Source organism: Acidovorax temperans (genome assembly GCF_028596105.1).
Lineage (GTDB): Bacteria > Pseudomonadota > Gammaproteobacteria > Burkholderiales > Burkholderiaceae_C > Acidovorax > Acidovorax temperans.
On record NZ_CP117193.1, the window covers coordinates 4,495,721 to 4,510,507 of the forward strand.

At 64.8% G+C, this 14,787-nt stretch carries 12 protein-coding genes; 1 reads left to right on the forward strand and 11 read right to left on the reverse strand.

Features of this window, described 5'->3' with window-relative positions; all coding sequences use genetic code 11:
* Positions 1-2: 2 nt before the first annotated feature.
* From PQV96_RS21055 to PQV96_RS21095, 9 genes are all read right to left on the reverse strand, one after another.
* Entirely contained in the window at positions 3-1,406 is a 1,404-nt protein-coding gene (locus tag PQV96_RS21055) for a homoserine dehydrogenase (protein WP_273624155.1), read from the reverse strand.
* Between the two features lie 133 nt (positions 1,407-1,539).
* Complete coding sequence (locus PQV96_RS21060; RefSeq protein ID WP_273624156.1) at positions 1,540-1,668, reverse strand: hypothetical protein; 129 nt, start codon at positions 1,666-1,668, stop codon at positions 1,540-1,542.
* Between the two features lie 157 nt (positions 1,669-1,825).
* A complete protein-coding gene (locus PQV96_RS21065; protein ID WP_273624157.1) occupies positions 1,826-2,263 on the reverse strand; it encodes an OsmC family protein in 438 nt (145 codons plus the stop codon).
* A gap of 52 nt (positions 2,264-2,315) precedes the next feature.
* Positions 2,316-2,558: an ATP-binding protein gene (locus PQV96_RS21070; RefSeq protein ID WP_273624159.1), complete on the reverse strand. Its 243-nt coding sequence runs from the start codon at positions 2,556-2,558 to the stop codon at positions 2,316-2,318.
* Between the two features lie 27 nt (positions 2,559-2,585).
* Positions 2,586-2,987 carry a YkgJ family cysteine cluster protein gene (locus PQV96_RS21075; protein ID WP_142082650.1) on the reverse strand — a complete coding sequence of 134 codons (402 nt, stop codon included), beginning with the start codon at positions 2,985-2,987 and terminating at the stop codon, positions 2,586-2,588.
* Between the two features lie 93 nt (positions 2,988-3,080).
* Positions 3,081-4,274, reverse strand: coding sequence for a Wadjet anti-phage system protein JetD domain-containing protein (locus PQV96_RS21080; RefSeq protein ID WP_066693905.1), 1,194 nt, complete (start codon positions 4,272-4,274; stop codon positions 3,081-3,083).
* Positions 4,271-7,588, reverse strand: coding sequence for an ATP-binding protein (locus PQV96_RS21085; protein WP_273624160.1), 3,318 nt, complete (start codon positions 7,586-7,588; stop codon positions 4,271-4,273). Before PQV96_RS21085 ends, PQV96_RS21080 begins: the two co-directional genes overlap by 4 nt.
* Positions 7,585-8,235, reverse strand: a complete 651-nt coding sequence (locus PQV96_RS21090) for a DUF4194 domain-containing protein (RefSeq protein ID WP_273624161.1) — start codon at positions 8,233-8,235, stop codon at positions 7,585-7,587. Before PQV96_RS21090 ends, PQV96_RS21085 begins: the two co-directional genes overlap by 4 nt.
* 107 nt (positions 8,236-8,342) lie before the next feature.
* Complete coding sequence (locus PQV96_RS21095; protein WP_273624162.1) at positions 8,343-9,839, reverse strand: DUF3375 domain-containing protein; 1,497 nt, start codon at positions 9,837-9,839, stop codon at positions 8,343-8,345.
* 71 nt (positions 9,840-9,910) lie between these two features.
* On the opposite strand from PQV96_RS21095, the gene PQV96_RS21100 reads away from it, so the two are divergent.
* A complete protein-coding gene (locus PQV96_RS21100; protein WP_142082655.1) occupies positions 9,911-10,672 on the forward strand; it encodes an NYN domain-containing protein in 762 nt (253 codons plus the stop codon).
* A gap of 62 nt (positions 10,673-10,734) precedes the next feature.
* Here the strand turns inward: PQV96_RS21100 and gyrB are convergent, their stop codons facing one another.
* On the reverse strand, positions 10,735-13,350 hold the full coding sequence (gene gyrB, locus PQV96_RS21105) for a DNA topoisomerase (ATP-hydrolyzing) subunit B (protein ID WP_273624163.1): 2,616 nt from the start codon (positions 13,348-13,350) through the stop codon (positions 10,735-10,737).
* Between the two features lie 176 nt (positions 13,351-13,526).
* Positions 13,527-14,645, reverse strand: coding sequence for a DNA polymerase III subunit beta (gene dnaN / locus PQV96_RS21110; RefSeq protein WP_273624164.1), 1,119 nt, complete (start codon positions 14,643-14,645; stop codon positions 13,527-13,529).
* Positions 14,646-14,787 lie beyond the last annotated feature (142 nt).

Sequence of the window (14,787 nt, forward strand, 5' to 3'; positions counted from 1 at the left end):
CCTCAACCCTCCAGCACTTCCACCCGCAGCGTCACCACTGGCCCCGCTACCGCTTGGTGGTCGGCCAGCGCGTGCACGGCCCGGTCTACCGTGGCCTGGGCCACGGCGTCGGTCAGCACCAGCACTTGCGCTTGCGCCTCGGGGCCGCTGCCAGCGGGCAGCGCCTGGTCGCGAGCCAGTTCCACGCGCTGCACCGGCACCTGCTGCGCTGCCAGCCATGCACTCACCTCGTCCAGCTGCTGTGCGGTGTGCACGGGCACGCGCAGGTAGTGGCGGGTGTGCACGGCTGCGCGTGGCAGCACGGCCAGTTGCTCATTCACCGCGTGGGCGTGAAAGCCCTCGTGCGGCACGCGCTGTGCGGGCGTGGTGCCCTGCAGGCGGGCCACGTCCACCAGGTCGGCAATCACGGCCGATGCGGTCTGCTCTGACCCTGCGCCCGCGCCGTAAAACATCGTCACACCCGCCGCATCGCCCTTCACCATCACCGCGTTCATCGAGCTGTTGACCTGCGCCAGCAAATGCGTGGCAGGCACCAGCGCGGGCTGCACGCGCAGCTCCACGCCATCGGCATCGCCCTCCTTGCGCCGCCGCGCCACGCCCAGCAGCTTGACGCGATAGCCCAGTTGTTCGGCACAAGCCACGTCCAGCCCCTGCAGGCGGGTGATGCCCTCCACCTGCGCATCGGCAAAGCGCACCGGCATGCCAAACGCATTGGCCGCCAGCAGCGTGATTTTGTGGGCCGCGTCGATGCCCTCGATGTCAAACGTCGGGTCCGCCTCGGCATAGCCCAGCGCCTGCGCTTGCGCCAATGCTTCGGCAAAGCCCAGGCCCTCATCGCGCATCTTGCTCAGGATGAAATTCGTGGTGCCGTTGATGATGCCCGCCACCCACTCGATGCGGTTGGCCGTGAGGCCCTCGCGCAGCGCCTTGATGATGGGAATGCTCACGGCCACCGCGCCCTCATATGCCACTGTCACGCCGTGCTGGCGGGCGGCGGCAAAGATTTCGTTGCCGTGCGTGGCCAGCAGTGCCTTGTTGGCCGTGACCACATGCTTGCCCGCGCGGATGGCGGCCAGCACCCATTCGCGTGCGGGGCTGGTGCCCCCGGCCACTTCCACCACCACATCCACATCGGGGTGCGTGGCCACCAGCATCGGGTCGTTGGTCAACGCGGCATCTCTGCCCACCACGCGCATCGCACGGGCCAGGCTGCGGGCGCACACCATCACCAGTTTGATGCCCCGCCCCGCGCGCCCCGCAATCTCCGCCTGGTTGCGCGCCAGTACGCGGAACGTGCCCGAGCCCACGGTGCCAATGCCAATCATGCCCACGCGCAGCGGGCGGGGTGCCAACGCGGCGGCGTGGCTGAACTGGGGCTCAAGACTCTCGACAGGATCGCGGTACATCGGCTTCTCCAAACATCAAACGAACGAACAAACAAAAAAACCCAGCTGCCAGAGCTGGGTTTCGTGCATTCGTCTTGTGGGGGAAGAGAGAGCGATCACCAGGTGGCTGCCGAAACGGCCACCTGCGCTGCGCTCAGGTGGCCGCGGTGGTAATGGTGATCATCATTCGTGCACCCATCGCCCGCGTGAACGCAGGCAGCATCATGCCCATGCACGCAAAGGCTGCGGCAGGTGCGATGACGGCGGATGGAGTGAACGACATGAGGCGGCCAGTGTAGCGCACCGCCCCAGCCCCGTCACCTGCGCACGGCGCGAGTGCGCTTGCAGGCAATCGTCGCTATTGTTTTAAGAGCTAGCGGCGCTTGCTGTACGGGCGCCAGTGGCTGTTTTTGCTTGAAGCCGCTGTGGCCCGGGCCCGTTCAGGGCACCAGCTGTGCTTGCAGCGTGATCTCTTGCACCGCAGCCAGCGCTTTCGACAAGGGGCAATGGGCCTTGGCATCGGCCGCCAGTTTTTGAAACGCCGCGTCGTCCAGGCCCGGCACCTTGGCCTTCAGCGTGAGCGCAATGCGGTCAATTACAAACCGGTCGCCATCCTTGCTCAAGCGCACGCTGGCTGTGGTGTCCACAGATTCGGTGGCCACGCCCGCCTTCTCGGCCGCGAATGAAAACGCCATCGTGAAACAGGCCGCATGGGCCGCGCCCAGAATCTCTTCGGGGTTGGTGCCCTTGCGGTCGTCGCCAAACCGGCTCGCAAAGCCGTAGGGGTAACGCTCCAGCGCGCCCGTCTCGGTGCTGATCTGGCCCTGGCCTGCCTTGCCGGCCCCTTCCCAATGAACGCTGGCTTTCTTTTCAGACATGGTGAACTCCTTGGTGTGCTGGAGCCCTGGGGCTCCCAAAGGCCCCATCTCATCACGGCTGCGCTGGCTTGGCTGTGGGACAACGCCGCATCGCAATCGCATCAAAAGGGCAGCGCACCGCACACAGCGCACAGCCCGTGCAGCCCTGCGCATCGTCCAGCACCGACCGCTTCGGCCCCCAGCGGCTGTCCCCCTGCACTTGCAGCGACAGCACATGCGGCGGGCACACCGCCACGCACCAGCCACAACCCGTGCACCGGGCCGGGTCAATCACCGGCAGGGCGGCTGCCTTCATGGCCGTGGCGGTGTGCCGAGGATTACCTCAGCCCCCGCGCCGCCCATACGCGCAGTAACCCGGCTTGGGGCTTTTCTTCTGCGGGTGCAGGCGGCACGTTTCGGGCCGCTGGTCATACACCGTGCACAGCCGCGTCTTGGGGTCGAGAAAGTTGCAATCCCCACTGCCCCGCCGCGCCATGGTGAAGATCACGTTCTTGTGGTTGAAGTGGTCAATCAGCCGCGCCTTTTGCAGCCGCTTGGCAATGTGTCGGGGCTCCTCGTGCTCGGCCTCAAACGCATCCACCAGCCCCAGCCGTACCAGGTCTGACAGCTGCACCTCCAGCGGCATCGTGCAGCAGTTGGCCGCGCAGGTCTCGCACAGCCCCGCGCGGTAGCGGGACCAGGTGTCCAGGCGGTCAACGTCAACGATGGCGATGGGGGAGCGCATAGGGGTGATGGGGCTATCTGTTGGGTCTCTTGGAACTCAAATATCCGTTCGGGCTGAGCTTGTCGAAGCCTTGCGCAGCACTTGAACAGGTCCTCAGGCCTGCCCATCATTGTCATTCACCCAGGTTCGCACAGCGCGGTGTACGGTGTCTGTGGGCAAGAACTCCTGCTCCAGCCGTCCTCTGGCTTGCGCGCGCAGGTGCGCTTGCAGTGCGGCTTCTTCGGGCGTCTGTGCGCCTGAAATGGGCTCGGGGGCGTGCACCGGTTCGGCCACTGCCAGGTGTTGGTGGGCGCTAAAGGTGGCGCGATCCATCAGCAGCGCGTGCAGGTGTGGCAGGTGGTGGCGGGCCGTGGCCAGCATGCGCAAACCCCAGGTGTCCAAGTCGCCCCAATAAGCCACGCTGCGCTCTTGCAGCCAGGGTGCGGCCAGCCAGCCCAGGTTCAGGCCCGCGCCCAACACGGCGATCGTGTCCTGCACTGGCGCGGGCAGTTGGTGCAGGCAGCGTTCGTTTTCTACCAGCAGGATGCGGCTGCCGGGCAGTGGCGTGGTGAGCAGCTCGCTGGCGCGCACGCGCATTTGCGCAAAGGGCAGCAGGCCGGGGGCCAGCGGGGCGATGAGCAGCCAGTGGTCGTCTTCGGGCAGCGCGCCCAAAAAGCCCACCAGCCCCTGGCGGCTGGCTTCGCCGTCAAAGCGCTCGTCCAGCAGGGCGGTGAGCAGGCTGGCGTGGCGTTCAAAAAACTTGGTGTCATTGCCCTGCACCGCCAGTGCGCGCAGGGGTTTGCCTTGGGCGCAGCCGGGCTCCAGTTGCAGGGCCATGTGCGCTGCGGCCATGACCGCATCGACGGGCACATCGCGCCACTGCACCAGGCGGCGCACCAGCAGGCGCTGAAAGCCGGGGCGCTCTACCCCGGCGATGAGGGTGCTGAGCCGGGCGTAGTCGCTGTGGACTTGCGCATGCCCCAGCACCTTGAAGTGGCGGATGGCGGCGATGCACTGCGAGGGTTTGGCCAGTTGCCAGTGGGTGGGCACGGCAATGGCGTCGCTGCTGCCCCGGTAGCGCCGCTCTTGCCATTGCACATGGCCCAGGCCGTCCTGCTCTACCGCCCGCCACTGCTGCAAATGGCTGCGCAGCGCGGCGGCGTCGTTCAAAAAAACGGCCGTGTCGGGCTGGCCGATGGGCAGGGTCAGCGGCCATGCCGTGCCACCGCCCAATAGCTGGCGCTCACGCCAGTCGGCGCTGTGCCATTGCTGGGCCAGTTTGGCGGCCAGGACTTGTGGCGACTTCATGCCGCATTGCCAGAGGAAGTGCTTTGCGCGCTGCGGCGAAAGGCGTCAATCTCCTCCCAGCGCAGCGATGCCAGCGTGGCCTGTGCGCCGCGCCGGTGCACCACCACGGCGCTGCGCGTGTGGTTGCGCAGCAGGCGCACTTCTTTGTTGGGGGTGACGAACAGCGCGTGCAGGCCAAACTCGCGCAGCGCCTGGATGATGCGCGCTGCCACGGCCTGCGAGCTTTTGGAAAACGCTTCGTCCAGCACGATGGTGCCAAACACCGGGCGGCTGGCGCCGCTGGGGCACAGCGCGTAGCTCAGCGAGGCGGTGAGCACGTAGCTGGCGATGATTTCTTTCTCGCCCCCGCTGCCGCCTTGCGATCCGGTGCGCCGCTCCAGCATCTGGCCGCTGGCCCGGTCGAGCACCAGCACGGCAAATTGCAGGCGGTAGCGGGCGTCCAGCAGCGCTTGCGCGGCCTTGCTGCGGCGGTTGCTGGCGTGGGTTTGCAGCATCTCCACGATGGCGCGCAGCGCCCGGTAGTGGCTTTGGCCGCCATCGTCGCGCAGGCTTTCGGTGCGCAGCTGGGCCTGGGCACGGTTGAGCTCTTGCAGGCTTTGGTGGACGACGGCGCGGGGCTCTAGCTGCAAATACCGGCCGGGCTGAAAGTCCACGCGCTGCAGCGTTTCGTTGAGCTGGGCAATGCGCTCTTCAATGTCGGTCACCTGCGCGGCGATGCCGTTGAGCAGGGTGTCCACGCCCTGCTGCGAGGTGTTGTTGAGGTATTCCTGAAACCGCTGGCGCTTGTGCGGCAGGGCTTCTTCTTCCAGCGCTTGCAGGCGCTGCAGGTAGTGGGGCAGCGCCTCCACCTCTGGCCCATGGTCGGCCAGTGCGCCCCGGTCTTCGTGCTTGGCTTTGCCCATTTGGCGCACGATGTCGGTGTGCAGGGTGTTCAGCTTTTTGCTGGCCTCGGCGGCTTTGGCTTGCACGGTGGCGCTGGCGTCGCGCTCCTGGGTTTCGAGGTTGTCGCCATCCAGCGCGGGCAGGCGGTGCCCGGCGCGGGCCAGATTCGCCGCAAAGTCTGCGGCCAAGTCCGCCGCCACCACGGCCCCGCCAGCGCTGCGTGCCTGGTAGGCGCTGTGCTTCTTTTGCGCGGCGGCCCGCAAGGTGTCGTCTTGCGTTTGGGCTGTTTGCAGTTCGCGCAGTTGCTCCTCTGCCGCGCGGGTGTGCGCTTGCGCTGCGTCCCAGCGGTGTTTGGCCTGCGCGGTGTCTGAGCCGGGGTGCAGCAGCGCCTGCAGTTGCTGCGCTTTGTGCTGCCACTGTGCCTCGGCCGCCGCCGTGTCCAGGTCGTCGTGCTGCAGCGCTTGCAGGGCGGCCCACAGTTGGCGTTGTTCGTGCGCCTGGCGCTGGGCGTTCAGGGTTTGGGTCTTTTGGGCCTCTAGCGCTTGATATTCCAGCGCAAGCTGCTCTCTTTGTTGTAGCAAATGCGCGAGCCGGTCGCGGTTGTCAAACCCCGTCATCCAGTCCTGGTCCAGCCGCTTTTGGTCCTGCTTGTCGAAGTGGCCCGATTGGCTGGACATCAGGCCCTGCGCCGTCATGGCGTGGGGTGTGCGCTCCAGCGTTTGCACATCGGGCACGCAGTGGCGGTCCAGGCCGTGCAGCAGGTGGCGCAGCGTGTTCAGGTGCGCGGCGGGTGTGGCGGGTTTGAGGTTGAGTTTGCGCGCAAAGCCATCGGGCAGGAACGTTGCGGGCGTGGCATCGCGGACCTCTAAAAGACGCACGTGCAGCCGGTTGTGCCGTTGGTTCACCCACTGCAGTGCGGTGTGCATGGCTGTTTGGGGCACCAGAATGCGCAGGCGGTGGCTGCCCAGTGCGCGCTCAATCGCACCGCGCCACACTTGTTCGGCTTGGCGCACTTCGACCAGCTCGGCGGCAAAGGGCAGGTCGCTTTCCGGCAGGCCCAGGTAGTCGGCCAGCTCGGCGCGAAAGCGCTGAAACTCCATCGGCAGATTGGAGCCGGGGCGCTGGCGCACGGCGTCGTATTCGGCCTGGGTTTCGCGCAGGCGGGTGTGTGCGTTGTGGGCCTGGGCAATGGCGTGCTCGGCCTGGGCTTGCAGCTCGGCCTGTTCGGCGTCGATCTGCTCCATCGCTGCGTGGGCTTGCGCTTGGTGGCGGGCCAGATCGTTGGCGCTGGCGTTCTCGCCCAGCCCCAGGTTGTGCACCAGCGCTTGGTATTGGGCCAAGTTGCCCTCAATGCGCGCCAGCTCCTTGCGTGCGTGGTCCATGTTCTCGCGCAGCACGTCGATGTTGGCACCTCCGGCTTGCAGGTATTGGCCGTGCAAGTCCTGTTCGCGCTTTCGTGCTGCATCCACATGCTGCTGTGCGGCCTGTAGCTGCGTGGTGCGTTCGGCCATCTGGGCCTCTAGCTGCGCTATGCGCTGGCCCCACCATTGCACACCTTGGGCGGCAAACCATTGCGGCAGCTGTTGCTGCAGCGTCTGCAAATGCGACAGGTGCTGGGCCTGTTGCTGCTCTCGCGTGGCCAACTCGCGCAGCGGTAATAGCGACACCCACTGCGCATTGGCCAACTCCAGATCGGCGTGGATGGAGGCCAGCTCGGCAAAGCCATCGACCACCTTCTGCGCATCGTCAAAGGCCGAGTGATCGTCCAGCACCAGCTCCCGAAAAATCTCGTCGATGCTGTTGAGCTGCTTGAGGCCCGCCGCCCGGTTGAGCAGCGTGAAGGCGTTGGGCCCCACCTCAAAAAAGCTGTGCAGCTTGGCCAGGTAGGGGGCTTTGCTGCTGAACATCTGCAGGCCCTCAGTGTCTTTGGCCAGCCGGGTCAGTGCCTTGGCACCGCCGCTGTGCTGCTCTTCCAGCCACAGGTCCAGGCTGTGTTGCGGCCCTTGTGCAAAGAACCAGCGCTTTTGCATGTCGCTGGCCGACTGGCTGCTGCCGTCAAACCACAGCAGTGCGCCCAGCCACACCGTCTCTTGGCCCGCCGCACCCTGGCGCACCAGCTTGGCGGCCACGCCTGTGGTGCAGCGCCCGGCGCGTGCAATGTGGTCGCCGCTGTCGTTGCCCTGGCCGCTGGCACCGCGCACATAGCTCACCAGATCGCGGTCGCTCTCGTGCCCGCCGGTCGAGGCCAGGTTGTAGCGCGGACTGGCGCACAGCAGCGTCATCAGCGCATCCACCAGCGTGGTTTTGCCGCTGCCCGTGGGGCCGATGATGGCGCTGTTGCCAGGGTCGATGGCCACTTGGTGGCGGCCCGCAAACGCGCCCCAGTGGTACAGGTGCAGCTCTTGCAGGATGAAGGAGGCGTCAGCGCTCATGGTGTGCCCTCTGGCTGGGCTGCACTGCCTTGTGCACCGCCTTTTTCAGCCACCTCGCGCAGGCGCAGCAGCAGCGTTTGCAGGTTCTCGGGGTTGAGCAGATGCACGATCATGGGGCGGATGGTGATGCAGTCTTGCGCATCCACCTCGCTCACCATGCCGTGGGTGCGCAGGTTCTCCAGCAGCTGGAGCAGGCGCTTGCGCTCTTGCATCTCGCTGCCCATCGCCCCGAGGTAGGTTTCGAGCTGCGGCAGCAGGCTGTCTACCGTGATGCGCACCACCGCGCCGGTGCCGCTTTCTTGCTCGCGCTGCAAAAACTCGCGCCGCAACAGGGCCAGCAGCAGCGATTGCTCCAGCGTCAGCCGCTGGCGCTTCATCAGCGGGTGTGTCCAGTCGTCCTGCTCGCTTTCGTCGGTATCGTCGCCTGCGTAGTCAGGAACCACCGCCAAAAAGGCCAGGCCGCGCACGTCGTCCACCACCACGCGCAAGTCCAGGGGCTCCAGCAGCGTATCGAACAGTGCCGTTTGCGCCGCAATCAGGTGGAACAGTTTGGGCTTGGCGGCAGATTCAAGCCAGCCATGTGCTAGCAAAAACTGTAGCGCCTGGCGCACGTTGGGCGGGGTTTTTGATGTGGTTTGTGGTGCCAAGGCGCTTTCAGAAAGCGCGGGTAGCTCCTCTTTTGATAGTGACTGCGGTACCCCAACACCTGCCGCCTGCGCGGCCATGCGGTCAAAAATATCCGGCTCTTGCCCCATCACAGCTCCCATTCCCTGTGCGCCAACTGTGTGCCATCCAGTGCCACGCGCGGCACCGTGAAGCGCCAGTGCTGGTCGCCATCCTGCGTTTCGATGTGTTCCTCACCCGGCTGCAACTCCACCCCCGCCTCGCGTGCCATGGCCAGCCACAGTGCAAAGGTCTCCAGGTCGTGTTCGCCCGGTGGCAGCGCGGCGGCCAGTTCGGCCAAGGTCATGGGCTGGCCACGGTCTGCCAGCGTTTGCAAAGTGCGCTGCACCAAGGCGTCGCGGTCCAGCCCTTCAAAGGCCTGCCAAAACTCGCTGTCCATCTGGCCCAGGTCGGCGTAGGCCGTGGTCAGCAGCAGTTCTGTCTGCTCGCCGCCGTCGAGTGATTTGGTACGCAGCCGCTCCACCAGCGGCGCGCTGCCCAGGGCCACGCCCAGCGGGGGCAGCGGCGCGCTTTGGCGGCGCACGGCCTGGCGCTGCCAGTCGATGCGCAGGGCCTGCTCCAGCACGTCGTTGAGCAACTGGCCCACGCGCTGGTTCTCGGCCGCCTGGCCGGTCTTCATGAACTGGCTGACCTCGCGCTCGCTGCGCGCCCGCACAGTCTGCACGGCCTTGGCTTCGCTGATGAGCTGCTGCACCAGCAAGCGCAACGTGCTGTGCTGCAGGCCATCCAGCGCCTTGTCCGCAGCCGGGTGCGCCAGGATCTGGCGGATGCGCTGGCGCATCTCGGTCAGCTCGGTCTGGTTGGAAAGCTGCTGGTGGAAACCGTCAAACACGCGGCCCTCTTGCGTGTTGAGCAAGTTGGCGTGACCGTCCAGCAGTTGGTCCATCACCGCGCCCCGGTGGTGACGGGCGCTGATGATGGCCTCGCGCAGCGCACGGTCGGCCTCGCGCCACGAATCCTCCACCCGCCGAAAGTCCGCCCGCAGGCTGACGGAGAGCGCATACACCTCGCGAATGCCTTCTACGGCCTGCTCTGGCGTGAGTTCAGCGATGCGCCCCGCCTGCACGTTGTCGAGCTGCTGCTGCAGGTCGGCAATGCGGCGCTGCAAATGTTCGGTGCGGCTTTGCGGGTCGGGGTTGAGCGCGGCGGCCAGGTTGTCGATCTCGCGCTGCACCACCGCCAGACGTGATGCCGTGGAAGTCATCATGCGCCCGTCCAGCTGTGCGATGAAGCGCAGAGCGGTTTTCAGTGCATCGGTCTCAAACACCCGCCCCTCACGCTCTACCACCAGCCCGCGCCGAATCCATTCGCGCACCTCGCGCCGGGCCTGGCTCAGGGTGTCGTCGCTGTCGATCTCAAAATCCACCTCATTGGCATGCACCACCAGCATCTCCGCCAGCGCCTGCACGGCGGCATCGAACGGCACGCCATCGCGCTGGTGTTCAAACAGCGCGTCCAGGCAACTGAGCACCAGCGGTGCCCGCCGCGAGGCCAGCAGCAGCCAGGCCGGGTGCTGCTGGCGGGCTGCGATGTACTTGTGGGTGCGCTGCTGGTTGAGGGTTGGCATATGCGAAGCCGGAGATGTTCCAATGGTTTGCGCCAAGTATTCAACACTTTTCACACGGGAGGACACACACGATGGCAAATCACATGGGCGATGCGGAGTCGCGTGTCGCAGTGCTGGTGGACTGCGACAACACCAGCCCTGAGATTTTGGAGTACGCGCTGCGCGTTGTGGCGCAGTTTGGTCGTGTAGTTCTGCGCAGGGGCTATGGCAACCATAGTACGTTGGCCAACAAGTGGCAGGAAGCGCTGGTGCGCCTGGCGTTCACTCCATGCCTGCAGTACCAGTACGCGGCGGGAAAAAACACGTCCGACCTTGCTTTGGCGCTGGATGCCATGGAAGCGCTGTTCGACGGCCGCGCGACGACGTTCTGCATCGTCACCAGCGACTCTGATTTTGCCTATCTGTGCCGCAAGTTGCGAGAACGGGGCGCGACGGTGCATATCGTGGGTGAGGCCAAGTCGCCCGATGCGCTGCGCAACGCGAGCGACCAGTTCTTTGAATGGGTGAAACCTGCGCCGGAATCCGAGCTTACGGCAGCAGAGTCTGTCGCGCTCAAGCAACCCAGCAAGGCTGAGCTAGTCAAGCCAGCCCCCAAGCTGCGCCCCAAGTTCATTGTGGAAGCAGTCACGCTCTTGGCAGCAGACACCCCCGAAGGCAACGTGAGCGTAGGAGGGTTGGGTTCCTACCTCAAGCGCGCGGATCCGTCGTTTTCTCCCAAGAGCTATGGTCACTCAGGACTGCTCGACATGCTCAAGACCTACGACTTGTTGAAGGTCCAACAAGAGACAGGAGGGCACTGGACTGCCCGACTAACGGAGAAGCCAACGGTGTAAAAGCCACGCGAACCATGAAAATCGAAAATGGCGTTTTCGATTTTCATGGTGAATCGTTTTCGTCAAACGTCGATGTTTCCAGCGCGCAAGGCGTTGGTTTCAATGAAGTCCCGGCGCGGTTCCACCTCATCGCCCATCAGCATCGTGAACACGCGGTCGGCCTCGATCGCATCGTCGATCTGCACGCGCAGCAGGCGGCGCACGTTGGGGTCCATTGTCGTTTCCCACAACTGCTCGGGGTTCATTTCGCCCAGGCCCTTGTAGCGCTGGCGGCTGGTGGTGCGTTCTGCTTCGCTGATCAGCCACTTCATGGCCTGGCGGAAGTCGCTGACCTTTTCTTCCTTCTGCTTGTCGCCTTCGCCACGCATTACCTTGGCGCCTTCGGCCAGCAGGCCGCGGAAGGTTTCGGCGGCTTCGGCCAGGGCGGCGTAGTCGGCGCCGTGCACGAAGTCTTGCGTGATGACGCTGCTCTTGATGTTGCCGTGGTGGCGGCGGCTGATGCGCAGCAGGGGCTTGTCGGTGCGGGCGTCAAATTCGCCGGCCACTTCGGCGGGGGCGCCGGTGGTGTTCAACTCGCGCAGCTTGGCTTGCAGGGCCACGGCGCTTGCTTCGGCGTCTTGCACGGTGTCGAGCTTGAGGCTCACGCCGTCGGCAATGGCACGCAGGGCTTCGGCGTCCATGAAGTTGCCCAGGCGGGCGATGACACTTTCAGCGATCTGGTGTTTGCGCGCCAGCTCGGCCAGGGTCTCGCCGGTCAGGGTTTGCGGGTTGGCGCCGCCGGTGGTCACGCTGGCGTGGTTCAGCGCAATGCGCAGCAGGAAGCCGTCGAGCGCGGGGCCGTCCTTCAGGTACAGCTCTTCCTTGCCCGCCTTGACCTTGTACAGCGGTGGCTGGGCAATGTAGATGTGGCCGCGCTCGACCAGCTCGGGCATCTGGCGGTAGAAGAAGGTGAGCAGCAGGGTGCGGATGTGGGCGCCATCGACGTCGGCGTCGGTCATGATGATGATGCGGTGGTAGCGCAGCTTGGCCACATCAAAGTCGTCGCCGCCGGTGGTGCCACCGGCCTTGCCGATGCCGGTGCCCAGGGCGGTGATCAGCGTCAGGATTTCGTTGCTGGTCAGCAGCTTTTCGTAGCGGGCTTTTTCCACGTTCAGGATCTTGCCGCGCAGGGGCAGGATGGCCTGGAACTTGCGGTCGCGGCCTTGCTTGGCAGAGCCGCCGGCGGAGTCACCCTCGACGATGTAGATCTCGCACATCGCCGGGTCTTTTTCCTGGCAGTCGGCCAGTTTGCCGGGCAGGCCCATGCCGTCGAGCACGCCCTTGCGGCGGGTCATTTCGCGGGCTTTGCGGGCGGCTTCGCGGGCGCGGGCGGCTTCCACGATCTTGCCGCAGATGATCTTGGCGTCGGCTGGGCGCTCTTGCAGGTAGTCGGTGAGCAGCTTGCCCACGATGTCTTCCACAGGCGCGCGCACTTCGCTCGACACAAGCTTGTCTTTGGTCTGGCTGCTGAACTTGGGCTCGGGCACCTTCACGCTGAGCACGCAGCACAGGCCTTCGCGCATGTCGTCGCCGGTGACTTCGACCTTGGCCTTCTTGGCCAGCTCGTTTTCTTCGATGTACTTGTTGATGACGCGGGTCATCGCGGCGCGCAGGCCTGTCAGGTGGGTGCCGCCGTCACGCTGGGGGATGTTGTTGGTGAAGCACAGCACCTGCTCGGTGTAGGCGCTGTTCCACTGCATGGCCACTTCCACGCCGATGTGCGTGCCGGGGATGCCGCCGTAGCTCTCGGCCGGGCGTTCGCCTGCGGCGTAGAACGAGGTGGGGTGCAGAACGGTCTTGCCCTTGTTGATGAATTCGACAAAGCCGCGCACGCCACCGGCGCCCGAGAAGTCGTCTTCCTTGCCGCTGCGCTCGTCCTTGAGGCGAATGCGCACGCCGTTGTTCAAAAACGAGAGTTCGCGCAGGCGCTTGGCCAGGATCTCGTAGTGGAAGTCGTTGTTCTCTTTGAAGATTTCCGTGTCGGGCAGGAAGTGCACTTCGGTGCCGCGCTTGTCGGTCTCGCCAGTCACCTTCATGGGGCTGACTTCAAAGCCGTCCACGGTGTCGAGCAGGCGGTTTTGCACAACGCCGCGCGCAAATTCGAGCTGGTGCACCTTGCCTTCACGGCGCACCGTCAGGCGCAGCCATTTGGAAAGGGCGTTCACGCAGCTCACGCCCACGCCGTGCAAGCCGCCCGACACCTTGTAGCTGTTCTGGTTGAACTTGCCGCCCGCGTGCAGCTCGGTCAGGGCAATCTCGGCAGCGCTGCGCTTGGGCTCGTGCTTGTCATCCATCTTCACGCCGGTGGGGATGCCGCGGCCGTTATCGGTGACGCTGATGGAGTTATCGGTGTGGATGGTGACGACGATGTCGTCGCAGTGGCCGGCCAGGGCTTCGTCGATGGAGTTGTCGACCACCTCGAACACCAGGTGGTGCAGGCCGGTGCCGTCGCTGGTGTCGCCGATGTACATGCCGGGGCGCTTGCGCACGGCCTCCAGGCCCTCAAGGATGGTGATGGCGCCTTCGCCATAGCTCTCGCTGGCCCCTGCCTGGTTGGTGTCGATCTTGGTGAGTGTGGGCTCAACATGGCCGGAGACGCCGGTGGCTTCGGGCTCGGAAGGAATGTTGTCAACGGTCATGGTGGGCCTTGGAATCCGTGGAGACTTTGGGAGTCTCGCAATTGGTCAATAAGAGTCAAATCAGCTTCTAGGGCAGATGTAATAAGCGCTAGAAGCTACAAATTAAATAGCAATTTCGGTGGCTTGCAAAAGGGGATACGGCACCCGAAGGTGCCGCATCACGCATGGCGCGCCTGTCAAATGCGCATGGGCATCACCACGTATTTGAAGGTGTCGTTGTCGGGGATGGTCATCAGCGCCGAGCTGTTGCCGTCTTGCAGGTCGATCTTGACCATGTCCTGGCCCATGTTGGCCAAGGCATCGATCAGGTAGGTGACGTTGAAGCCAATCTCGATGGCGTCGCCACCGTAGTCGATGTCGAGCTCGTCCACCGCCTCTTCCTGCTCGGCGTTGTTCGATGCCACGCGCAAGGTGCCGGGCTCGATGTTCAGGCGCACGCCCTTGAACTTGTCGCTGGTCATGATGGCGGTGCGCTGCAGGCTGGCCAGCAGCGGCGCGCGGCCCAGGGTCACGCTGTTTTGGTGGTTCTTGGGAATGACGCGGTTGTAGTCGGGGAACTTGCCCTCGACCAGCTTGGTCACGAACTCCATGCCGCCAAAGGTGAACTTGGCCTGGTTGTTGGCGAACTGCATCTCGATGTGCGGCTGGTTCTCGCCACCCGCATCAGACAGCAGGCGCTGCAGTTCGATCACGGTCTTGCGCGGCAGGATGACTTCCTGCTTGGGCACTTCCACATCCAGCGTGGCGCTGGCAAAGGCCAGGCGGTGGCCGTCGGTGGCGACCAGGCTCAGGGTCTTGCCCTCGGCCACAAACAGAATGCCGTTGAGGTAGTAGCGAATGTCCTGCACCGCCATGGCAAACGACACCTGGCCCAGCAGGTCCTTCAGCGTCTTTTGTGGCACGGCAAACACGGGGCCGAAGGCGGCAGATTCCTGCACCAGCGGGAAGTCTTCGGCGGGCAGGCTTTGCAAGGTGAAGCGGCTCTTGCCGCCCTTCAGGATCAGTTTGGACTGCTGCGACTCCAGGCTGACGGTCTGGTCACCGGGCATGGTCTTCAAGATGTCGATGAGCTTGCGTGCGCCCACGGTGGTGGTGAAGTCGCCCGTGTCGCCACCCAGTTCGGCGGTGGTGCGGATCTGGATTTCGAGGTCGCTGGTGGTCAGCTGCAGCGCATTGCCGGTTTTGCGGATCAGCACGTTGGCCAGGATGGGCAGCGTGTGCCGACGCTCCACGATGCCCGCCACGGACTGGAGTACCGCGAGAACCTTATCTTGTGTTGCCTTCAGGACGATCATGTCATCAACCTCTTGTGGTTTTTAGGACGGTGCTTGGACAGCAGCGGCGCCGGTCGCGCCTCCCCGTGCTGCACAGCACGCCATTTTGCCCTTGAACAGGGGCAGCAAAGTGTTTGTAGTGGGCGTGGTTTGCACGGAGGCG